20 protein-coding genes are annotated in these 20,851 nt (G+C 71.5%); 6 read left to right on the top strand and 14 right to left on the bottom strand.

All coding sequences use genetic code 11. The features are described from left to right. Positions 1–272 precede the first annotated feature (272 nt). Together ACLJPL_RS17725 and ACLJPL_RS17720 are read left to right on the top strand one after the other, a co-directional pair. Complete coding sequence (locus ACLJPL_RS17725) at positions 273–812, top strand: methylated-DNA--[protein]-cysteine S-methyltransferase (protein WP_411081814.1); 540 nt, start codon at positions 273–275, stop codon at positions 810–812. Between the two features lie 179 nt (positions 813–991). Then, a complete protein-coding gene (locus tag ACLJPL_RS17720; protein WP_411082127.1) occupies positions 992–1,642 on the top strand; it encodes an alpha-ketoglutarate-dependent dioxygenase AlkB family protein in 651 nt (216 codons plus the stop codon). A 62-nt stretch (positions 1,643–1,704) separates the two neighbouring features. Here ACLJPL_RS17720 and ACLJPL_RS17715 read toward each other — a convergent pair whose 3' ends face one another. The 14 genes from ACLJPL_RS17715 to ACLJPL_RS17650 form a co-directional block, all read right to left on the bottom strand. Then, complete coding sequence (locus ACLJPL_RS17715) at positions 1,705–1,977, bottom strand: GlsB/YeaQ/YmgE family stress response membrane protein (RefSeq protein WP_411081813.1); 273 nt, start codon at positions 1,975–1,977, stop codon at positions 1,705–1,707. A gap of 88 nt (positions 1,978–2,065) precedes the next feature. Beyond that, the gene (locus ACLJPL_RS17710; RefSeq protein WP_411081812.1) at positions 2,066–2,458 is read right to left on the bottom strand and encodes a YccF domain-containing protein; all 393 of its coding nucleotides are present in this window, start codon (positions 2,456–2,458) and stop codon (positions 2,066–2,068) included. Further along, the gene (gene htpX, locus ACLJPL_RS17705; protein ID WP_411081811.1) at positions 2,455–3,318 is read right to left on the bottom strand and encodes a zinc metalloprotease HtpX; all 864 of its coding nucleotides are present in this window, start codon (positions 3,316–3,318) and stop codon (positions 2,455–2,457) included. The genes ACLJPL_RS17710 and htpX overlap by 4 nt, the downstream gene beginning before the upstream one ends. Positions 3,319–3,537: 219 nt before the next feature. After that, positions 3,538–3,993 (bottom strand): large conductance mechanosensitive channel protein MscL, encoded by a 456-nt coding sequence (gene mscL / locus ACLJPL_RS17700; RefSeq protein WP_411081810.1) that lies wholly within the window; start codon positions 3,991–3,993, stop codon positions 3,538–3,540. 113 nt (positions 3,994–4,106) lie between these two features. Next, a complete protein-coding gene (locus ACLJPL_RS17695; RefSeq protein WP_411081809.1) occupies positions 4,107–5,717 on the bottom strand; it encodes an NADH-quinone oxidoreductase subunit N in 1,611 nt (536 codons plus the stop codon). Then, entirely contained in the window at positions 5,714–7,390 is a 1,677-nt protein-coding gene (locus ACLJPL_RS17690; RefSeq protein ID WP_411082126.1) for a complex I subunit 4 family protein, read from the bottom strand. Before ACLJPL_RS17690 ends, ACLJPL_RS17695 begins: the two co-directional genes overlap by 4 nt. A 26-nt stretch (positions 7,391–7,416) precedes the next feature. After that, positions 7,417–9,417 carry an NADH-quinone oxidoreductase subunit L gene (locus tag ACLJPL_RS17685; RefSeq protein ID WP_411081808.1) on the bottom strand — a complete coding sequence of 667 codons (2,001 nt, stop codon included), beginning with the start codon at positions 9,415–9,417 and terminating at the stop codon, positions 7,417–7,419. Beyond that, positions 9,414–9,884: an NADH-quinone oxidoreductase subunit NuoK gene (gene nuoK, locus ACLJPL_RS17680; RefSeq protein ID WP_411081807.1), complete on the bottom strand. Its 471-nt coding sequence runs from the start codon at positions 9,882–9,884 to the stop codon at positions 9,414–9,416. Before nuoK ends, ACLJPL_RS17685 begins: the two co-directional genes overlap by 4 nt. Beyond that, the gene (locus ACLJPL_RS17675) at positions 9,884–10,537 is read right to left on the bottom strand and encodes an NADH-quinone oxidoreductase subunit J (RefSeq protein WP_411081806.1); all 654 of its coding nucleotides are present in this window, start codon (positions 10,535–10,537) and stop codon (positions 9,884–9,886) included. Before ACLJPL_RS17675 ends, nuoK begins: the two co-directional genes overlap by 1 nt. After that, the gene (locus tag ACLJPL_RS17670) at positions 10,534–11,136 is read right to left on the bottom strand and encodes a NuoI/complex I 23 kDa subunit family protein (RefSeq protein ID WP_411081805.1); all 603 of its coding nucleotides are present in this window, start codon (positions 11,134–11,136) and stop codon (positions 10,534–10,536) included. Before ACLJPL_RS17670 ends, ACLJPL_RS17675 begins: the two co-directional genes overlap by 4 nt. Continuing rightward, the gene (locus ACLJPL_RS17665; RefSeq protein ID WP_411081804.1) at positions 11,136–12,104 is read right to left on the bottom strand and encodes a complex I subunit 1/NuoH family protein; all 969 of its coding nucleotides are present in this window, start codon (positions 12,102–12,104) and stop codon (positions 11,136–11,138) included. The genes ACLJPL_RS17670 and ACLJPL_RS17665 overlap by 1 nt, the downstream gene beginning before the upstream one ends. Then, complete coding sequence (locus tag ACLJPL_RS17660) at positions 12,101–14,116, bottom strand: NADH-quinone oxidoreductase subunit C (RefSeq protein ID WP_411081803.1); 2,016 nt, start codon at positions 14,114–14,116, stop codon at positions 12,101–12,103. The genes ACLJPL_RS17665 and ACLJPL_RS17660 overlap by 4 nt, the downstream gene beginning before the upstream one ends. Next, positions 14,113–14,841 carry an NADH-quinone oxidoreductase subunit B gene (locus tag ACLJPL_RS17655; RefSeq protein WP_411081802.1) on the bottom strand — a complete coding sequence of 243 codons (729 nt, stop codon included), beginning with the start codon at positions 14,839–14,841 and terminating at the stop codon, positions 14,113–14,115. Before ACLJPL_RS17655 ends, ACLJPL_RS17660 begins: the two co-directional genes overlap by 4 nt. After that, positions 14,832–15,257 (bottom strand): NADH-quinone oxidoreductase subunit A, encoded by a 426-nt coding sequence (locus ACLJPL_RS17650; protein ID WP_411082125.1) that lies wholly within the window; start codon positions 15,255–15,257, stop codon positions 14,832–14,834. Before ACLJPL_RS17650 ends, ACLJPL_RS17655 begins: the two co-directional genes overlap by 10 nt. A 226-nt stretch (positions 15,258–15,483) precedes the next feature. On the opposite strand from ACLJPL_RS17650, the gene ACLJPL_RS17645 reads away from it, so the two are divergent. The 4 genes from ACLJPL_RS17645 to ACLJPL_RS17630 form a co-directional block, all read left to right on the top strand. After that, positions 15,484–16,776, top strand: coding sequence for a sensor histidine kinase (locus ACLJPL_RS17645; RefSeq protein WP_411081801.1), 1,293 nt, complete (start codon positions 15,484–15,486; stop codon positions 16,774–16,776). A gap of 261 nt (positions 16,777–17,037) precedes the next feature. Then, on the top strand, positions 17,038–18,393 hold the full coding sequence (locus ACLJPL_RS17640) for a sensor histidine kinase (protein ID WP_411081800.1): 1,356 nt from the start codon (positions 17,038–17,040) through the stop codon (positions 18,391–18,393). Between the two features lie 442 nt (positions 18,394–18,835). After that, a complete protein-coding gene (locus ACLJPL_RS17635) occupies positions 18,836–19,495 on the top strand; it encodes a LuxR C-terminal-related transcriptional regulator (RefSeq protein WP_411082124.1) in 660 nt (219 codons plus the stop codon). 488 nt (positions 19,496–19,983) lie between these two features. Beyond that, positions 19,984–20,851: 2-oxoacid:acceptor oxidoreductase family protein (locus ACLJPL_RS17630; RefSeq protein WP_411081799.1), on the top strand; the 868-nt coding region annotated here is incomplete at its 3' end.

Genomic DNA, 20,851 nt, shown 5'->3' with positions numbered 1-20,851 from the left:
ACCGCCGGTCGGGCTCACGACGTAGCCGAGCGGGACGAGCGAGCGGTAGACGCGAGCGGGGGCACATCGCCGGGGGCACTCCTCGGCGGTGTGCCCCTCCGCTTTTCCGGGGCGTGCCGCGGGGCCGTGACGCCGTGTCCTGGGGCGTGCCGCGGGGCTATGACGCCGTGTCCGAATACCGCCAGCGACGGCCGCCGGGCGCGGAGCAGACTGGTCGTGCGGGTCCGGGGTCGCCGTGGTCCGCGGTTCGACGGCGAGGGAAGTGAGCGGGCGTGACGACGGTGTACACGCGGGTGACGAGCCCGTTGGGTGAGCTGTTGCTGGTGGGCGAGGCGGCGGGGCCGGCCGATGCGGCCTCCGTGGCCGGGGCGCTGCGGCTGGTGTCGGTGTCGGTTCCCGGGCAGAAGGGCGGTGCGGTCGTCCAGGACGGCTGGCTCCGGGCGCCCGAGCTGTTCGTGGGGGTCGTCGCGCAGGTGGAGGCGTACTTCGCGGGGCGGTCGACGCGGTTCGACGTGCCGTTCGCCGAGGGCGTGGGCACGGAGTTCCAGCGGCGGGTCTGGAAGGTGCTGGAGGCGATTCCGTACGGGGAGACGCTGTCGTACGGGGAGGTCGCCGCGCGGGTGGGGGCCTCGGGTGCGGGGGTGCGGGCGGTGGGCACGGCGATCGGGCGCAACCCCTTGCTGGTCGTACGGCCGTGCCATCGGGTGATCGGCGCTGACGGGGCGCTGCGGGGGTACGCGGGCGGGCTGGAGCGCAAGCAGTTGCTGCTGGGGCTTGAGGGGGCGGCGTGCGTCGCGGGGCTGCGTGGGTAGCCTCGGCTGCGTATGCCGCCGGGCTGCGTGCGGCGCGGGGCTGCGTGGGCAGCCTCGGGCCGCGCTTGCCCCGGGCCGGTTGTGCGGCCCGGCCGCGGGGGTTTCTCGTGCGTGGGGACTGACGGCTGAGGGCGGTGTTGCGGGTGGGCTCGCGTGAGGTTTCCCCGGCTGCGGACGGGCTGTTTCCGCGGCCTCGGCAGGTCGTCGCGCCTGGTGCCGTGCACGTACCGGACTGGCTGCCGGTGGAGCGTCGGCGGGAGTTGGTGGCGGCGTGCCGGGAGTGGGCGCGGGGGCCGGTTCCGCTGCGGCACACGGTGCTGCCGGGCGGCGGGGTGATGTCGGTGCGGACGGTGTGCCTGGGATGGCACTGGCAGCCCTACCGCTACTCGCGTACCGCCGACGACGTGAACGGCGCTCCGGTGGCCCCGCTGCCGCAGTGGCTGGTCGCGCTGGGGCGGGCGGCGGTGGCGGAGGCGTACGGGGACGAGGACGCCGGTCGGGCGTTCGCTCCGGACACCGCGCTGGTCAACTTCTACGACGACGCCGCGCGGATGGGGATGCACCAGGACAAGGAGGAGCGGTCGGGCGCTCCGGTGGTGTCGTTGAGCATCGGGGCGGCGTGCGTGTTCCGGTTCGGGAACACGGAGGGGCGCGGTCAGCCCTACACGGACGTGGAGTTGGTCTCCGGGGACCTCTTCGTCTTCGGCGGGCCGTCGCGGTTCGCCTTCCACGGGGTGCCGAAGGTGTACGCGGGGTCCGGCGACCCGGCGGCGGGGATGCGGGCCGGCCGGCTGAATGTGACGTTGCGGGAGACCGGGCTGGGGGCGTAGGACGCGGCGGGGGCCGGTCCCCGGAGCCCCCGGCCGGGTCGGTATCGGTGTGTGGCGGCGCGTCAGCGGCGTTCGCGGGAGTGGCCGAACAGCACGCGGTAGAGGATCAGCAGGACCAGGGAACCGGCGACGGCGGCGATCCAGGTGGCGGTGTCGTAGAAGTCGTTGCTGATGGGGCGGTCGAGGAACTGGCTGGAGAGCCAGCCCCCGACGAAGGCGCCGGCGACGCCGATCAGGGTGGTGCCGACGATGCCGCCCGGGTCGCGCCCCGGGAGCAGGATCTTGGCTATGACTCCGGCGATCAGCCCGAGAATGATCCAGCCGATGATGCTCATACCGCTCCACCTACCCCTTGCTCGCTTATGGAGTGCAAGACGCGGAGGGCGCGGTTTCGGTTGCTCGGCGCGGCTGTCGGCGGCGGGCTCAGCGGGCGGCGAAGGGCTGGTCCGTGGGGACGATCTCCTTGCCGAAGGGCATGAGGGAGACGGGGATCAGCTTGAAGTTGGCGATGCCCAGGGGGATGCCGATGATCGTGATGCAGAGGGCGATGCCGGTGGTGATGTGGCCGAGGGCGAGCCACCAGCCGGCGAGGATCAGCCAGAGGACGTTGCCGACGCAGGAGGGCGATCCGGCGTCCCGGCGGTCGACGACGGTGTAGCCGAAGGGCCAGAGGGCGTACACGCCGATCCTGAAGGCGGCGAGGCCGAACGGGATGCCGATGACGGTGATGCAGAGCAGGACGCCCGCGGCCAGATAGCCGAGGAACATCCAGAAGCCGCACAGGACGAGCCATATGACGTTGAGGATGGTTTTCACGGGCGACGACCTGCCATCTGTTCCAGTCGGGCGATGCGCTCCGCCATCGGTGGATGGGTGGAGAACATCCTGGCCATCCCCTGTCCGGGGCGGAAGGGGTTCGCGATCATCATGTGACTCGCGGTCTCGATCTTGGGTTCGGGGGGGAGCGGGAGCTGTTTCGTTCCTGCGTCGAGCTTGCGCAGGGCACTGGCGAGGGCGAGCGGGTCTCCGGTGAGCTGGGCTCCGGAGGCGTCGGCCTCGTACTCACGGGAGCGGCTGACGGCGAGCTGGATGACGGAGGCGGCGAGCGGGCCCAGGATCATGATCAGGAGCATGCCCAGGAGGCCGGGGCCCTCGTCGTCGTTGGACCGGCCGATGGGGATGAGCCAGGCGAAGTTGACGAGGAACATGACGACGGAGGCGAGGGCCCCGGCCACGGACGCGATGAGGATGTCCCGGTTGTAGACGTGGCTGAGCTCGTGGCCCAGGACCCCGCGCAGCTCCCGCTCGTCGAGGATCTGGAGGATGCCCTCGGTGCAGCAGACCGCCGCGTTGCGCGGATTGCGACCGGTGGCGAAGGCGTTGGGCGCCTGCGTCGGTGAGATGTAGAGGCGGGGCATCGGCCGGCGGGCGGCGGTGGAGAGCTCGCGGACGATGCGGTAGAGCTGTGGCGCTTCGAATTCGCTGACGGGGCGGGCCCGCATGGCCCGCAGCGCCAGCTTGTCGCTGTTCCAGTAGGCGTAGGCGTTGGTGCCCACGGCCACGACGAGCGCGATGACGAGGCCCGTACGTCCGAAGAGGCTGCCGATGACGATGATGAGTGCGGACAGGCCCCCGAGGAGTACGGCGGTTTTCAGCCCGTTGTGCCGGCGGTGCACGGTACGCCCTCCAAATGGTGCAGCAGGGGAACCCTTTGCGTGGTGGTGCTCCACTCCTCAGTGGAGCCTCCCGTACTGGTCAACGCCAGGCGAGGAGAGCTAGTTCCCTTGTGCGTGCGGCCGGAGGGGCGGGGCCGTAGCGGCGTGATCCGGCCGCTTCGGGCTCCGGGCCCGTACGGGGTGGCGCTGGGCCGTACGGGTGGCGGGGGCGTGCGTGCGTCAGCGCTGGACGGGGAGCTTGGCGAGGGAGACGGCCTCGGGGTCGGGCTCGACCTCGCTGGTGCAGTGGGCGCAGCGGGAGGCGACGGCGGGGATCGCGCTGAAGCAGCGCGGGCAGTCGCGGAGGGCGGCCTTGATGTCGACCTCCTCCTCCTTGGTGAAGCGGTTCTGCACCTTGGTCATGGGGACCACGACGCAGAAGTAGAGGACCGCGGCGGTGATGAGGAAGGCGATCGCGGCGGCGAGGAACTTCCCGTACGGGAAGATCGCGCCCTCGACGGTGAACTCGGCCGCGCTGAAGTCGCCGACCGAACCGGTGGCGAGGCCGATCAGCGGGGTGATGAAGGCGGTGCTGAAGCCGGTGACGACGGCCGTGAAGGCCGCGCCCACGGCGAGTCCGATCGCCATCGAGATGACGTTTCCGCGCAGGATGAAGTCCTTGAACCCGTTCAGCACTGCTCTCTCTCCTTTTGTCCCGGTATACCGCCACCTGTGCGCGACGGATGCAGCCAAGACCTTGCCCTGTGGCCGCTGCCACGGGCAAACCGATCTTGCGGGCCCGAGAGGGGTCAGAAGAGGTTGACGGCGGCGAAGCGCAGGACGAGTTGCGGGGCTCCGGAGAGGAGGATGCCGGCGACGGCGGTGAGGGCGATCGCGGTGGTCAGCGGGGCGGGGGCGCGGAATCGGTGCGGCGGTTCGGAGGCCGGCGTTCCGGTGGCCGTCTTCGTGGTCCCGGCGGCCGCCTCCGTGGTTTCGGGGCTCCGGAAGAGGATCGCGGTCCACTGAAGGTAGTAGTAGAGAGCGATCACCACGTTGACGGCCATGACGACGGCGAGCCAGCCGAGCCCCGCGTCGACGGCGGCGGAGAAGACGGTGACCTTCGCGAAGAGCCCGATGACGCCGGGCGGCAGTCCCGCCAGGCAGAGCAGGAAGAAGCCGAGGGCGAGGGCGGCGAGGGGCCGGGCGGCGTACAGCCCCCGGTAGTCGGCGATGCGGTTGCCGGGCTTCGTACGGGCCACGAGCGCGGCGACGGCGAAGGCCCCGAGGTTCACGACGGCGTACATGAGGGCGTACGCGACGGTGGAGCCGATCTGTTCGTCGCTGGAGTACGCGGCGGCGGCGATCGGGACGAGCAGATAGCCGGCCTGGGCGACGGAGGACCAGGCGAGGAGACGTACGGCGCTGCGGGCGCGGTCGGCCCGCTGGCGGAGGGCGGCGACGTTGCCGACGGTCATGGTGAGGGCGGCCAGGACGGCGACGGCGGGCCCCCAGACGTCGGCATAGGAAGGGAACGCGATGACCGTGACGAGGATGAGGCCGGAGAAGCCGACCGTCTTTCCGACGACGGAGAGATAGGCGGCGATCGGGAGGGGCGCTCCCACATAGGTGTCGGGGACCCAGAAGTGGAAGGGCGCGGCGGCGGTCTTGAAGGCGAAGCCGACCAGGGTGAGGACGACACCGGTCTTGGCGAGGGTGTCGAGCACCGGAGGCACGTCGGCGAGGCGGGCGGCGATCTCGGTGAGGTGCAGGGTCCCTGTGGTCGCGTACACGAAGCTGACGCCGAGGAGCATGACGGCGGTGGCGACGACGGAGGAGAGGAAGAACTTGAGGGCGGCCTCGGAGGAGCGGCGGTCGCCGCGCTTGATGCCGACGAGGGCGAAGGCGGGCAGCGAGGCGACTTCGAGGGCGACGACGAGGGTGGCGAGGTCGCGGGCGGCGGGCAGGAGGGCGGCGCCCGCTGCGGAGGCGAGGAGCAGGAACCAGTACTCCCCGGCCGGCAGTCGGCGCGAGTCGTCGAGGGAGAGCAGCGCGGTGAGGAGGGCCCCGCCGAGGACGAGGGCCTGGATGACCAGGGTGAAGTAGTCGGCGGTGTAGCTGCACGCCGGTGTCCCGGTGGTGACGCAGAAGGTGGCGCGGTCTCCGGCGCGGAGCGGGATGAGGAGGGCGAGGGCCCCGGCGAGCGCGGTGAGGGTTCCGTAACCGAGGAGCTTCTTGCGGTGCCCGGGGAGGAAGAGGTCCGCGACGAGGACCAGCAGGGCGGCCAGCGCGGTGAGGGTGGGGGGTGCGATGGCGAGCCAGTCGATGGACTGGACGACGCTGGGGGCGGTGTCGGCCGCGGTGGTGAGAACGCCCTGTCCGGTGGTGAGAGCGCCCGGTGCGGTGCTGAGGTCCGCGGTCACGACTTGCCTCCCGTGAGGAGCTTCTGCACGGCCGGGTCGCTGAGGCCGAGGAGGACGGCGGGCCAGAGGCCGGCGAGGACGGTGAGGGCGGCGAGCGGGGTCCAGGCGGCGGCTTCGTAACTCTGGATGTCGGCGAGCCGCGGGGGGCTTCCGGCGGCCGTGGACGGCTGGGGTCCGTCCGCAGGCTGCGGGCCTTCCTCGGACCGCGCGCCTTCCGCCGGCTGCGCGCCTTCCGCCGACCGCGTGACCCGGTCGTCGGGCGAGAGCTGGGAGTGCGGCGTGTGCTCGCCCATGCAGACGCGGCGGACGACGATGAGCATGTACGCGGCGGTGAGCAGGGTGCCGAACGCGCCGATGGCCATGAACGTGCGGAACGCGGGCCGGCTGAGTCCTTCGGCGGGGCTGTACGCGCCGAACAGGGTGAGCATCTCGCCCCAGAATCCGGCGAGTCCGGGCAGGCCGAGCGAGGCGACGGCGGCGAAGGCCAGCAGTGCGCCGAGGCGGGGGGCGCGGCCGTAGAGGGCGGCTCCCGTCGCGCCGGCGAGGGTGTCCAGGTCGGCGGTGCCGTAACGGTCCTTGATCGCTCCGACCAGGAAGAACAGCAGGCCGGTGATGAGGCCGTGGGCGATGTTGGCGAAGAGCGCGCCGTTGACTCCGGTGGGGGTCATGGTGGCGATGCCGAGGAGGACGAAGCCCATGTGCCCCACGGAGGAGTACGCGATGAGCCGCTTGAGATCGCCCTTGGCACCGGTACGGGCCAGGGCCAGGCAGGCGAGCGACCCGTAGACGATGCCGACGACGGCGAACGCGGCGAGGTACGGCGCGAAGGTGCGCATGCCGTCCGGGGCGATGGGGAGCAGGATCCGGACGAATCCGTACGTTCCCATCTTCAGCATGACGCCCGCCAGGAGCACGGAGCCCACGGTGGGGGCGGCGGTGTGCGCGTCGGGGAGCCAGCTGTGCAGGGGCCACATCGGGGTCTTCACGGCGAGGCCCACACCGATCGCGAGAACGGCGATGACCTGCACGGATGTGGTCAGGCCGCGGCCGTTGTCAGTGGCGAGTGCCACCATGTCGAAAGTGCCGCTCCTCAGCCCGACGAGGAGCAGGCCCAGCAGCATGACGACCGAGCCGAGCAGCGTGTACAGGATGAACTTCCAGGCGGCGGCCTGCTTCCGGTCGCCGCCCCAGCGGGCGATGAGGAAGTACATCGGGATGAGGACCATCTCGAAGGCCAGGAAGAAGAGCAGCAGGTCGAGGACGGCGAAGGTGGCGAGGGTGCCGGATTCCAGGACGAGGACGAGGGCGACGAACGCCTTCGGCGAGGGGCCCGCGGGCAGCTTGAAGTAGCTGTACAGCGCGCAGAGGAAGGTCAGCAGGGCGGTCAGCAGCAGGAGGGGGAGCGAGATGCCGTCGATGCCGAGGTGGATGCGGACGTCGAGTGCCGGGATCCAGCTGATGTCGGTGGTCGCCTGCATCGTGGCGGGGTGGTCGTGGTCGAAGCCGATGGCCAGGACGATCGCGGCGATGAGGACGGTGCCGGTCACGGTCACGCCGTGGCGGAGCACTGCCTGGTCGGGGTTCTTGCCCCTGAGTCCGGGCGGGGCGGGGAGCAGGGCCGCGACCGCGCCGAGGAGCGGGACGACGACGATGAACGCGAGAAGGAATTGCATCACGGATGCGCTGATATCGATCACGGTCACGACCCCGCGGTGACGTTGGCGAAGACGACGGCGGCGATCGCCAGGACGAGGGACCCGGCGAGCAGGACGCTGAGGTAGGTCTGCACGTTTCCGGTCTGGGCGCGGCGGACGGCGGTGCCGAGAAGGCGCGTGACGGCGCCCGACCCGTTGACGTAGGTGTCGACGACCGCGCGGTCCAGGAAGCGGACGAGGCGGGCGGCCTGCTGCACGGGCCTGACGAACAGCGCCGCGTACAGGGCGTCGAGGTGGAAGCCGGTGACCGCGTGGCGGTGGAGCGGGCCCAGCAGAAGGCGTCCTGGGTCGGCCGGGTCGGCGGCGTCCGCGATGGTGCCGTAGGCGGCGGTGTGGGACGTCATGGCCTCGGCTTCGACGAGCGCCGGTTCCGCGCCGGGGTGGGCGGCGACGGCTCCGATGGGGACGCGGGGGGCGAGGGCCGTGGTGTGACGCCAGGCCCCGTAGGTGACCAGACCGCCGACGAGCCCGACGCCGGTGGAGAGCACGGCGGTGGTGAGGGAGGGGGTGAGGGCGTGTCCGTCGAACCAGTCGCCGATGGTTCCGGCGGTGAGCCCGAAGGCGATGGTGGGGACGGCCAGGATCCACAGGACGGAGGTCATGGCGGCGGGCTGCCTGCCGTGGTCGGGCACTTCGGCCCCGCGTCCGCGGAAGGCGAGGAGCCAGAGGCGGGTGGCGTAGGCGGCGGTGAGGACGGCGGCGAGGAGCCCGGCGATCAGGATCGTCCAGCCCGCGGCGGCGGGGGCGACGCTCCGGTCCCCCAGTGCGGTGTGCTCGGCGGCGACGAGGACGGCTTCCTTGGAGAAGAAGCCGGCGAACGGCGGGATGGCGGCGAGCGCGAGGAGGGCGACGGTCATCGTCCAGTAGGCGTCGGGGATGCGGCGCGCGAGACCGCCCATGCGGGACATGGCGGCGAGTGAGTTGGTGCCGGCTGCGTGGATGACGACGCCGGCGGCGAGGAAGAGGACGGCTTTGAACGCACCGTGCGAGATGAGGTGGAAGACGGCCGCGCCGCGGTCGCCCACGGCCAGGGCGCCGGACATGTAGCCGAGCTGGCCGATGGTCGAGTAGGCGAGGACGCGTTTGATGTCGTCCTGGGCGAGGGCGGCGAGTCCGGAGCCGATCATCGTGACGGCCGCCATCACGGCGAGGACGACGAGGGCCGCGCCGGAGGCGGCGAAGACGGGCAGCAGCCGGGCCACGAAGTAGATACCGGCGGCGACCATCGTCGCGGCGTGGATGAGCGCGGAGACGGGCGTGGGACCGGCCATCGCGTCGGGCAGCCAGGTGTGCAGGGGGAACTGGGCGGACTTCCCGGCGACGCCCGCCAGGAGCAGCAGGGCGATGAGGGTGGGGTGGTCCAGGCCGCCGTTGGTGACGGCCGCCAGGATCTTGGTGATCCGGAAGCTGCCGGTGTCGGCGGCCAGCGCGAACAGACCGATCAGGAAGGGGACGTCGCCGAGCTTGGTGACCAGGAACGCCTTGAGCGACGCGGCACGGGCTTCGGGCGTCTCCCAGTAGTGGCCGACCAGGAAGTACGAGCAGATGCCCATGATCTCCCAGCCGACCAGGAGCACCATCAGGTCGCCGGAGTAGACGACGAGCAGCATCGCGGAGGTGAAGAGGGAGACCAGGGCCGCGTAGGAGGGGTAGCGGGCGTCGTCGCGGAGGTAGGCCGTGGAGTACAGCTGTACGCAGGTGGCGACGAGCCCGACGAGGACGGCGACCAGGACCGCGAAGCCGTCCAGATGGAGGGCCAGGTCGATGGGGACGGACCCGGTGGGGGTGAGCTGGGTCGCGGCGTCGATGGCGCGCCCGCCGCCCTGGCGGACGGCGACGACCACGGCGATGACGGCGGCGGTGAGGGTCGGCAGGATCGCCAGGGGGCGGACGAAGCCGGGGGCGGTACGGCCGAGGGCGAGGCCGGCGACCGCGCCGAGGAAGGGGAGGAGGGGGACGAGGGCGGCGAGGGTCGTCGTGGTCACGAGGCGGCCTCTGCGTTCTTGGTCGTCCCCGCGTTCGCGGTGCTCCCGTTCGCGGTGTCGCCTGCGTTCGCGGTGTCGCCTGCGTTCGCGGTGTTCCCTGCCGTTTCGGCGTGGCCGTCGGTCTCCGCGTCGGCGATGTCGGCCTCTGCGTCAGCGGTGTCCGTCTCGGCGGTGTCGCGGAGCCGGTCGATGTCGGAGGAGCCGCGGTTGCGGTAGACGGCGAGGACGATCGCGAGGCCGATGCCGATCTCGGCGGCGGCGATGGCGATGGTGAAGAGGGTGAGGGCCTGTCCGGAGTGGAGGGTGTCGCGGAGCCAGACGTCGAAGGCGACGAGGTTGAGGTTGACGGCGTTGAGCATCAGCTCGACGGACATCAGGACCAGGATCGCGTTGCGGCGGGCGAGGACTCCGTAGAGGCCGGTGCAGAAGAGGAGGGCGGCGAGCACGGCGGGATAGGCGAGGTGCATCAGCGCTGTTCCTCCTTTCCGCGTCGGGCTGCCGGGTTCGGGTCGGGCCGCACCGTGGTGTCCGTGTCGTGCTTGCGGGACAGGACGATGGCCCCGACGAGGGCGGCGAGCAGCAGGACGGAGAGCGCTTCGAAGGGCAGGACCCAGTTCCGGAACAGGAAGGCCCCGGTGACGGCGGTGGAGCCCTGGGCCGGTCCTTCGAGGTCGATCCAGGTGGTGCGGAAGGCGTCCACGACGACCCAGACGAGAGCGGCCGCCGAGGCGAGGGCGACGCCCAGGGCGACCCACCGGTTGCCCGAATCGGCGTCCGGGGAGCGGCCGATGGGGGCCCGGGTGAGCATCAGGCCGAAGAGGAGGAGCACGACGATGGAACCGACGTAGATCAGTACCTGCACCCAGGCGATGAACTCCGCGGTGAGCAGGAGGTATTCGACGGCGAGCCCGCCGAGCGCCACGACGAGCCAGAGGGCGGCGTGCACCAGTTGCTTGGTGGTGACGGTGATGACGGCCGCGCCGAGGGTGGCGAGGCCGACGAGGACGAAGGCGATCTCGACACCGGTCGGGGAGAGGAAGCCGGGGTGGTCGGCGGCGACGGAGAGGAAACCGGGGTGGTCGCCGACCGGGAGGGAGAGGGGGGCGGTGTGGAGGGTCATGGGGTTCCTCCCTTCTCGTCGGGGTCGGGGGTCTGGGCCTTGCCGGGCGCCTGCGGCTGGGGTTGCTGCGCGGCCTGCTGGGCGGCGAGTTTGTCGGCCGTCTTGCGGGCGGCGGCGATCTCCTTCGGTTCCTCCGCGCCGGGGTCGAGCGCGGGCGGCTCCGGCACGGTCCACATCCACTCGCGGAGCTTGTCCCGCTCATGGGTGAGCTCGTGGATGTCCGTCTCCGCGTACTCGAACTCGGGTGACCAGAAGAGGGCGTCGAAGGGGCAGACCTCGATGCAGATACCGCAGTACATGCAGAGGGAGAAGTCGATGGCGAAGCGGTCGAGGACGTTACGGCTGCGCTCGCGTCCGCCGGGGGCGGCGGGCGGCACCGTCTCCTTGTGGGAGTCGATGTAGATGCACCAGTCGGGGCACTCGCGGGCGCAGAGCATGCACACCGTGCAGTTCTCCTCGAACAGCCCGATGACACCGCGCGAGCGGGGCGGGAGTTCGGGCTGGGTGTCCGGGTACTGCGCGGTGACGGTCTTCTTCGTCATGGTGCGCAGGGTGACGGCGAGGCCCTTGGCCAGGCCGGATCCGGGGATCGGGGGCACTAGTTGATCGCCACCTTCACGATGCCGGTGAGCGCGATCTGCGCGAGGGCGAGGGGAACGAGCGTGGTCCAGGCGAGCTTCTGCAACTGGTCCTCACGCAGCCGGGGGTAACTGACGCGGAGCCAGATGACGACGAACGCGAGGGCGGCGGTCTTGAGGAGGGTCCAGAGCCAGCCGAGTCCGTCAGCGCCGAAGGGGCCGTGCCAGCCGCCGAGGAAGAGGACGGTGGTCAGGGCGCACAGGATGACGATGCCCGCGTACTCGGCGAGGAGGAACAGGGCGAAGCGCAGCCCGGTGTACTCGGTGTACGCGCCGAAGATGATCTCGGAGTCGGCGACCGGCGCGTCGAAGGGCGGTCGCTGGAGTTCCGCGAGGCCCGCGACGAAGAACACCAGGGCTCCGGCGATCTGCCAGGGCAGCCACCACCACTCGAAGGCGTCGAGGATGCCGGTGAGCGAGACGGTGCCGGCCGCCATGGCCACGGAGGCGGCGGCCAGGAGCATCGGGAGCTCGTAGGAGAGGAGCTGGGCGGCGGTGCGGAGGCCGCCGAGCAGGGAGAACTTGTTGGCCGAGGCCCAGCCCGCCATCAGCGAGCCGAGGACGCCGATGCCCATCACGGCGAGCACGAAGAAGATGCCGGCGTCGATGACCTGGCCCACCGCGCCGTCGCCGGGGCCGATGGGGATGGCCACGAGGACGAGGAGGTACGGGAGGAGGGCGACGGCGGGGGCGAGTTGGAAGACGCGGCGGTCGGCGGCGGCCGGGACCACGTCCTCCTTCTGCGCGAACTTCACGCCGTCCGCGACGAGTTGGGCCCAGCCGTGGAAGCCGCCGGCGTACATGGGGCCTAGGCGGCCCTGCATGTGGGCCATCACCTTGTGCTCGGTCTGGCCCACGAGGAGGGGGGCTACCAGGAACACGACGAAGACGATGGCCAGGCGAAGGGCGACGTCGGACACGTCGTTCACTCGGTATCGCCTCCGGCGGGGTGGGGGTTGGGGGGCTGGGGGGTGTCGGGGGTCTTGGGGGGCCGGGGCGGCTGGGGGGTGTCGGGGGTCTTGGGGTTGTTGTCGGGGGTGGGCTCGTCCCTGGGCGGTGTGGGCTCGTCCCCGGGTTCGGGGTCGTCGGAGGGCTCGGTGGGGGTGGGGCCGCTGCGCGGGGCCTCTCCCCTACCCGCCCCTTCCCGAACCGGGGGCTCCGCCCCCGGACCCCCGCTCCTCAAACGCCGGAGGGGCTGAGAGGGGTCCGGGGATGCCGCCTCGGGGGTCTGAGAGGGGGGCGGGGGCGCGGCCTCGGGGTCCTGAGGGCCGGGCTGGGAGTCAGTCCCGGGAGCCGGGGAGGGGGACTCGGAGGGGGTCGCGGGCTCCTGGGAGGGTGCGTCGGAGCGTTGGGGGGCGGGCTCGGGAGCCCGAGAAGGTGCGTCGGCGGGCTGGGAGGGGGCCTCGGGGGACTGCGTGCGGGCGTCCGAAGGCTGGGACGGGCTCTCGGGAGACTGCATGCGGGCGTCTGAGGGCTGAGGGCGGGTGTCTGAGGGCCCAGTGCTCGTGTCCGAAGGCTCAGTGCGGGCGTCCGAGGACTCAGTGCTCGTGTCCGAGGGCCGAGGACGGGCGTCCGAAGGCCCAGCGCTCCTGTCCGAAGGCTGAGGGCGGGTATCTGAGGGCTCAATGCTCGTGTCCGAAGGCTGAGGACGGGCGTCCGAAGGCCCAGCGCTCCTGTCCGAAGGCTGAGGGCGGGTATCTGAGGGCTCAATGCTCGTGTCCGAAGGCTGAGGACGGGCGTCCGAAGGCCCAGCGCTCCTGTCCGAAGGCTCAGTGCGGGCGTCCGAGGACTCAGTGCTGGCGTCCGAGGGCCCAGCGCTCCTGTCCGAGCGCCGAGGACGGGTGTCCGAGTGGCCAGTGCTCCTGTCCGAGCGCTCAGTACGCGTGTCCGAGGTGTCGTCGAAAGCCGGTTGGGCGTCGTGCCAAGGAGCGTCCGTGCTGCTCGCGCGCTGGCTCGCTGAGCCCTGGGAGGCCGTGCGGGAGCGGCGTGGCGGGCGTGGTGCGGCGGGCTCCGGGTTCGGCTGCTGGCTGGCCGAACCGTCCGACGCCGAGCGGGAGCGGCGCGGGCGCGCCGCCGGGGGCGTCTCGGGCGGGGTCGCCGGTGCGGCCTCCGGTACGGTCTCCGGCGCAGTGGCAGGAGCAGTGGCAGGCGCTGCCTCGGCCGGGCCCGTGTTTCCGGTCTCGGTGGGCGGCGTGGGTGCGGGGGTCTCGGGTGGCCCCTGGGGCGTGGGGCGTTGCGCCGTCGAGCCCTCGCTCGCCGTACGGGTGCGGCGGGGCGGGCGGTCGGCTGCGGGGCGGGCCGCGCCTCGGGCCGGGCGGGAGGCGGCGGGCGGGAGCTGGCCCTTGAGGGGGCCCCATTCGTTCGGGTCGGGGACGCCGGGGGGAAGCATCGTGCGGCGCTTGGGGCCGCCGTGTTCCGACTCGCCGGGCTCCTTCGCGCCGGGCCATGCCTTGGCGACCCGGGCGGCCAGGACGAAGTCCTTGCGCAGCGGGTGGCCCTCGAAGCCCTCGGGCAGCAGGAGCGGGGTGAGGTCGGGGTGGCCCTCGAAGGCGACACCGAACATCTCGTGCGTCTCGCGCTCGTGCCAGGCCGCGCCCGCGTAGACGTCGATGGCGCTGGGCAGGGTGGCCGCCTCGTGCGGGACGGTGGTGCGCACCATGAGCCGGCGGACCGTACCGCCGCCGAGTGCCACGACGTGCGCGCAGACGCGGAAGCCCGTGCCCGGCTCGTCCACCGCGCTGAGCCAGTCGAAGTACGTGCAGCCGAGTTCGTCGCGGGCGGTGCGCAGCGCGGTGATCCAGTCGGCGGCGGGAACGTCGACGGTGAGCAGGTCGTAGGCCGACTCCGCCGTCGCCGCGTCGCCGAACAACTCCGTGACGGCGTCCGGCAGCCGGTCGTACGGGTGGTCGGGGCGGGCCGGGTGCTGACGCTCCTCGCTCACCGCTGCTCCTCCCCCACCGTCGTACCCGGAGCGTTTCCCGCCCCTGCGCCCGGAGCCGCCGGTGCGGCGACCAGGCCGCTGCGCAGGGCTGCCGTGGACGCGGATCCGATGGAAGAGCCGGAGGACTCGGCGGAGGCGTATCGGTCCGCCAGGGACTCGCGCGCGATCTTCTCCTGGAGCTTGAGGATCCCCTGGAGCAGCGCCTCGGGCCGGGGCGGGCACCCGGGGACGTACACGTCGACGGGGATGATCTGGTCGACGCCCTTGGTGACGGAGTACGAGTCCCAGTAGGGGCCGCCGCAGTTGGAGCAGGCTCCGAAGGAGATGACGTACTTCGGTTCGGGCATCTGCTCGTAGAGGCGCTTCACGGCCGGGGCCATCTTGTCCGTCACCGTGCCGGAGACGATCATCAGGTCCGCCTGGCGGGGGCCGGGGGCGAAGGGGATCACGCCGAGCCGGATGAAGTCGTGGCGTGCCATGGAGGCGGCGATGAACTCGATGGCGCAGCAGGCGAGTCCGAAGTTGAAGACCCAGAGGCTGTAGCGGCGGCCCCAGTTGAGGACGACTTTCATCGGTTCGGGGGCGAGCCGGGAGAGGATGCCGAGGCGTTTGGGTTCCGGGAGGAGCACCGGTTGCGGCGCTGCTGCCGCCTCCGGGTGGGCCGAAGGCCCGGGCGTCGGCGCGGGCTGCTGGGACGCGGGGGTCGGCCGGCTCGTCAGGCCCATGCTAGAACGCCCTTCTTCCATGCGTAGAGCAGGCCCACGGCCAGGAAGCCGAGGAAGATGAACATCTCCACCAGCGTGGTCGCGCCGTATCCGGGCGCGGCGAAGACCGTGGCCCACGGGAACAGAAAGATGGAGTCGACGGCGAAGATGACGTAAAGGAAGGCGTAGACGTAGTAGCGGACCTGGGTGTGGGCCCAGCCCTCGCCGACCGGGTCGACGCCGCACTCGTACGTAAGAAGCTTCTCCGGCGTCGGGACCACGGGCCGCAGCAGCCGTCCCGCTCCGAACGCGACGGCGACGAACAGGACGCCGACCAGCGCGAGCAGACCGACCACCGAGTAGCTCTGGAAGTACTCCGACGCGAGGGTGGTCGATGCGCCGATCGGCAGGCCCGGTGCGTCCGGCACGTACGCCACGTGCGGTACTTCCGGCACGTACGCCACGTCCCTCACGTCCGCCCCTCGTTCCTCGTCGTCCGTCTCCGGCCCCCTCGGTTCCGGGGCCCCCTTCCGTACGCACGGGAGTCTAGGCCCTGATAAACGCGCGGTAAGCAGCCGCGTCGCGCACGGGTGGGGTTATCCCTACTTCACCCCACCCATGAGCCCCATGGCGCGCGCGGGCGTGCCCCGGCAGGCTGGTGGCATGACCATGAGCCCTTCCGTAACGGCCCCCGACCGGCTGCCGCCCGCCCGCTTCGCCCTCGACCGGGGGACCTGGCGGGAGGTCGTGCACCTGCTGCTCAATCTGCCGATGGGAATCGCCGGGTTCGTCTACTCGATCCTGGTGGTGGCCGTCGGCGCGGGGCTCTCCGTCACGGCGATCGGTCTGCCGGTGCTCGTCGGCGGGCTGCGGGGAGCGCGGTCGCTGGGCCGGCTGGAGCGGGGCCGGGCGCGGTCGATGCTCGGGGTGCGGATCGAGGAGCCGAGCCCGCTGGCGCGCGGTCGCCGGGAGCGGGGCATCCTCCCCTGGCTGTGGTCGGGGCTGAAGGACCCGGTGGGCTGGCGCTCGCTGCTGTACGCGTTCGTCCGGCTGCCGTGGGGGGTCCTGACCTTCGCGGTGACGCTGGTGAGCCTGGTCGTGCTGTGGCCGCTGCTCCCGTTGATCGCCCGAGGGCTGACGGCGGCCGACCGGGCGATGGTGCGGGGGCTGTTGTCGCCCTCGGACGAGTTGGAGCGGCGGATCGCGGAGCTGGAGTCGGACCGGGGCGTGGTCGTGGACACCGCCGCCGCCGACCTGCGCCGCATCGAGCGCGACCTCCACGACGGCGCACAGGCCCGTCTGGTCGCCCTGGCCATGGGGTTGGGGCTGGCGAAGGAGAAGCTGACGGACGATCCGGAGGCGGCCGCGCGGATGGTGGACGAGGCGCACGGCGAGATCAAGGTGGCTCTTCAGGAGCTGCGCGACCTCGCCCGGGGCATCCACCCCGCCGTCCTCACCGACCGGGGCCTGGACGCCGCCCTCTCCGCCATCGCCTCCCGCTGCACGGTCCCCGTCACCGTCACGGTGAACCTGCCGGCGCGTCCGGCGGAGGCCATCGAGGGCATCGCGTACTTCACCGTCTCCGAGCTGCTCCAGAACGTCAGCAAGCACAGCGGGGCCCGGTCGGCGTCCGTCGACGTGTGGCGGTCGGCGGACCGCCTGCTGCTCCAGATCACGGACGACGGGGTGGGCGGGGCGCGGACGGACAGCGGTTCGGGGTTGTCGGGACTGGCCGAGCGGCTGGGCGCGGTGGACGGGCTGTTCATCCTGGACTCGCCGGCGGGCGGGCCGACGACCGTCACCGCCGAGCTGCCGTGGCGCGACCGGTCCGCGGCCCAGGCCGCTTCCACCAAGGCGGCTCAGGCTCAGGCGGCTCAGACGGCTCAGGCTGAGACGGCCCAGAACCAGACCCAGGCCCGGGCGGCTTCCGCTCCGGCGGTCGGCCGGACGCCCTGAGACTTCCGCCCTCCTGGCTTCCCGGGGGTGGGGAAAACCCCCGGACCGATACGGAGAACGGCCTCATGGTGCGGGGAACCGCATCCCAGCACCCTTGAAGGAGCACGGTCCGCGGTGGGCGAACCCGCGCGCGGAGGAGGGGCCGGGACACTCGCCGAGCGACTGTCGCGGAGCAAGGCCGGGACACTCGCCGAGCGACTGTCGCGGAGCAAGGACCGGGATACTCGCTGAGCGACTGAGGAAATGGAACGGACGGCACTCATGGCCACGGCATACGGACCGGACACGCGGGACTCCCGGAGTCCCGGCTCCGGCCTCCGGGAGCAGACCCCGGTGAAGTACTTCCTTCCGGCGGTGCTGCGCGCGCCCCTGGAGGCCCGCACCTGGCGCGAGCTTCTTTACGTCCTGCTGAGCATGCCGCTCAGCACGGTGATGTTCGTCTTCGCGATCACCATGACGTCGTTGAGCGCGGGCCTGCTCATCACCTTCATCGGGGTACCGCTGCTGGCGGTCGGCCTGGCCGTCTGCCGGGGGTTCGGGGTGCTGGAGCGGGCCAGGGCGCGCGGGCTGCTGAACGTGGACGTGGCCGAGCCCGCGCGGGTGGTGGGGAAGACCGGCGGCCCGATGTCGTGGATGGGCGCGGTCCTCAAGAGCGGGGTGTCCTGGCGGCACCTTCTTTACACGCTGCTGCACTTCCCGTGGGCGGTGTTCACGTTCGTGGTGGCGGTGACGTTCTGGACGTACGGATTGGCGGCGCTGACGTACCCGCTGTGGCAGTGGATGTTCCCGGTGTACGGGGGCATCGACGGCATCCAGCTGTACGGGGACCGCACCCACGCCCACTACCTGGACTCCCCCTTCGAACTGGCGGCGACCAGCGCGGTGGGCCTGGTGCTGGTGCTGGTGTCGCCGTGGATCGTGCGGGGGCTGGTCTCGGTGGACCGGCTGGCGGTGTCCGGTCTGCTGGGCCCGTCCGAACTGGCCGCCCGGGTCTCCGAGCTGGAGTCGGACCGGGGCGTGGTCGTGGACACCGCCGCCGCCGACCTGCGCCGCATCGAGCGCGACCTCCACGACGGCGCACAGGCCCGTCTGGTCGCCCTCGCCATGGATCTCGGCCTGGCGAAGGAGAAGCTGACGGACGATCCGGAAGCGGCCGCACGGATGGTGGACGAGGCGCACGGTGAAGTGAAGGTCGCCCTTCAGGAGCTGCGCGACCTCGCCCGGGGCATCCACCCCGCCGTCCTCACCGACCGGGGCCTGGACGCCGCCCTCTCCGCCATCGCCTCCCGCTGCACGGTCCCCGTCACCGTCACGGTCGACCTGGACTCGCGGCCCGCGCAGGCCATCGAGGGCATCGCGTACTTCACCGTCTCCGAGCTCTTGCAGAACGTCAGCAAGCACGCGGGGGCGACCCGGGCCACGGTCGACGTGTGGCGGACGGCCGACCGGCTGATGCTCCAGGTCACGGACAACGGCCGGGGCGGCGCGGATGTGGCGACGGGCAGTGGCCTGGCCGGGCTGACGGAGCGACTGGACGCGGTGGACGGGGTGCTCGTGGTCGATTCCCCGGCCGGCGGGCCCACGACGGTCACCGCCGAGCTGCCCTGGCGTGGCTGACGCAGCGACCTGCCCGAACCGACCCCGCCCGAGCCGACCCGGCTCACGCGCCCGGCCTCGTCGCCCCACTCGAACCGACCCCGCCCGACGCCCTCGCCCGTCAGCGGCATCAGCCCCGTCGCCAGGCCCATGGCCGGTGACGGGGCTTCCCGCGTGCCTTCGTGCCTTCCCGCGTGCCTCGATCGGGGCACGTTATCCACAGGCTCCCCATCGATGCGCCATGCCTGCAATGCTGGGATTGTCGAGCGAGACGCGCAGTGGTCGGGCCCTCTGCGCGCGAAAGCTCAGGAGCCCGGATATCGGATATCGGATATGCGGAACCCCGGGATCTCGACAGCTCGACAGCTCGACAGCTCGACAGCTCGACAGCTCAGAAATACAGAAACGCCGAACACCAGAGACCAACGGGGGACACAGCGCAGTGGAGCACGTGGAGAACAGGGTGCGGATCGTCATCGCCGAGGATTCGGTGCTGCTTCGGGAGGGGCTCACCCGTCTGCTCACCGACCTCGGGCACGACGTGGTCGCGGGTGTGGGGGACGCCGACGCGTTGCTGAAGACCTTGGCCGACCTGAACGCGCAGCAGGCGCTGCCCGATGTGGTGGTGGCCGATGTACGGATGCCGCCGACCCACACCGACGAGGGCGTACGGGCGGCGGTGCGGCTGCGGAAGGAGTACCCCGGGATAGGGGTGCTGGTCCTCTCGCAGTACGTGGAGGAGCAGTACGCCACCGAGTTGCTGGCGGGCAGCAGCCGGGGCGTGGGGTATCTGCTGAAGGACCGGGTGGCCGAGGTCCGCGAGTTCGTCGACGCGGTCGTGCGGGTGGCGCGGGGCGGGACGGCGCTGGACCCGGAGGTGGTGGCGCAGTTGCTGGGCCGCAGCCGCAAGCAGGACGTGCTGGCGGGGCTGACACCGCGCGAGCGGGAGGTGCTGGGCCTGATGGCAGAGGGCCGGACGAATTCGGCGGTCGCCCGGCAGCTCGTGGTGAGCGACGGGGCGGTGGAGAAGCACGTCAGCAATATCTTCCAGAAGCTGGGGCTGTCGCCCAGCGACGGGGACCACCGGCGTGTCCTGGCCGTGCTGACCTATCTGAACTCCTAGCGATCTGACACCCTGTCAGATACCTGTCCGCCCCCTGCTCACCATCCGCCCACCCCGCCCAACAACCGTTCGGCACCCGCCCACGTCACCCATCGCCCCGTGCGCGCCGCCCACCCGGCACGCGCCCACCGAGCACCTGTCGAGCCCCCTACGACCCCCCGTCAAGCCCCCGGGGATCTCCGCCGAGGGTGTCCGGCGGTCGCTCGCCGGGCAGCTCTGACCTGAGCCCGGAAAGGGCGCGCCCCCAGGCGCACGAGTCCGACCGGATCCAAACGAAAGGCACGCACGCTAAAACGGAGAGCGGAGCGCTTCCACCCATTGATCGGGGGCTTGCGAAAGATGGCATACCGGGCTAAAAGGGTGTCTCAAAACGGCGTCCACCATATGATCGGTCCCTGGAGGGCGTCCCGTACGGACGTAGGGTTGCCTCTGGGACCACCGGCTGGCCGGACGGTTCCGAACCGCCGCCCCAAGGGAGGTCCAGTTCAGTGACGAGCCAGGTCAGTAGCGCGGCAGAGAAGGCCGATGAGGCCAATGACGCCGTCCTCGGGGGTCAGCGAGCCCCCCAGCCAGGAACGACGGGAACCGCGGGTGGTGAGGGGAAGGAGGTTCGTCGTCTGGATCGGGTGATCATTCGTTTCGCGGGTGATTCGGGTGATGGTATGCAGCTCACGGGTGACCGGTTCACGTCGGAGACGGCGTCGTTCGGGAATGATCTGTCGACGCTGCCGAACTTTCCGGCCGAGATCCGCGCCCCTGCCGGGACCCTGCCGGGTGTGTCGTCCTTCCAGCTCCATTTCGCCGATCATGACATCCTCACCCCCGGCGACGCCCCGAACGTCCTGGTCGCGATGAACCCCGCCGCTTTGAGGGCGAACATCGACGACGTGCCGCGCGGCGCGGAGATCATCGTGAACACCGATGAGTTCACGAAGCGGCCGATGGCGAAGGTGGGGTATGCGACCAGTCCCCTGGAGGACGGGTCGCTGGACGCCTACAACGTCCACCCGGTGCCGTTGACGACGCTCACCATCGAGGCGCTGAAGGAGTTCGGGCTCTCCCGCAAGGAGGCCGAGCGGTCCAAGAACATGTTCGCGCTGGGGCTGCTGTCGTGGATGTACCACCGGCCGACCCAGGGCACGGAGGCGTTCCTGCGGCGGAAGTTCGCGAAGAAGCCGCAGATCGCCGAGGCGAACGTGGCCGCTTTCCGCGCGGGGTGGAACTTCGGCGAGACGACCGAGGACTTCGCCGTCAGCTACGAGGTCGCCCCGGCCTCGCAGGCGTTCCCCACCGGCACCTACCGCAACATCTCGGGGAACCTGGCCCTGTCCTACGGGCTGATCGCCGCCGGGCAGC

It is taken from the genome of Streptomyces sp. cmx-18-6 (assembly GCF_046548915.1).
Classification (GTDB): Bacteria; Actinomycetota; Actinomycetes; order Streptomycetales; family Streptomycetaceae; genus Streptomyces.
The sequence above is the reverse complement of the archived record's forward strand: the minus strand, read 5'-3'. Positions and strand labels throughout refer to the sequence as shown.

Bases quoted from the DNA above. Each gene is read 5' to 3' on its own strand.
- nuoK (WP_411081807.1), bottom strand. From the start codon at position 9,884: ATGCACCTCGCCTATCCCGCCGTGCTCGCCGCCCTCCTCTTCTGCACC.
- ACLJPL_RS17690 (WP_411082126.1), bottom strand. From the start codon at position 7,390: ATGCAATTCCTTCTCGCGTTCATCGTCGTCGTCCCGCTCCTCGGCGCG.
- ACLJPL_RS17655 (WP_411081802.1), bottom strand. From the start codon at position 14,841: ATGGGCCTGACGAGCCGGCCGACCCCCGCGTCCCAGCAGCCCGCGCCG.
- ACLJPL_RS17640 (WP_411081800.1), top strand. From the start codon at position 17,038: ATGGCCACGGCATACGGACCGGACACGCGGGACTCCCGGAGTCCCGGC.
- ACLJPL_RS17715 (WP_411081813.1), bottom strand. From the start codon at position 1,977: ATGAGCATCATCGGCTGGATCATTCTCGGGCTGATCGCCGGAGTCATA.
- ACLJPL_RS17645 (WP_411081801.1), top strand. From the start codon at position 15,484: ATGACCATGAGCCCTTCCGTAACGGCCCCCGACCGGCTGCCGCCCGCC.
- ACLJPL_RS17675 (WP_411081806.1), bottom strand. From the start codon at position 10,537: ATGACCCTCCACACCGCCCCCCTCTCCCTCCCGGTCGGCGACCACCCC.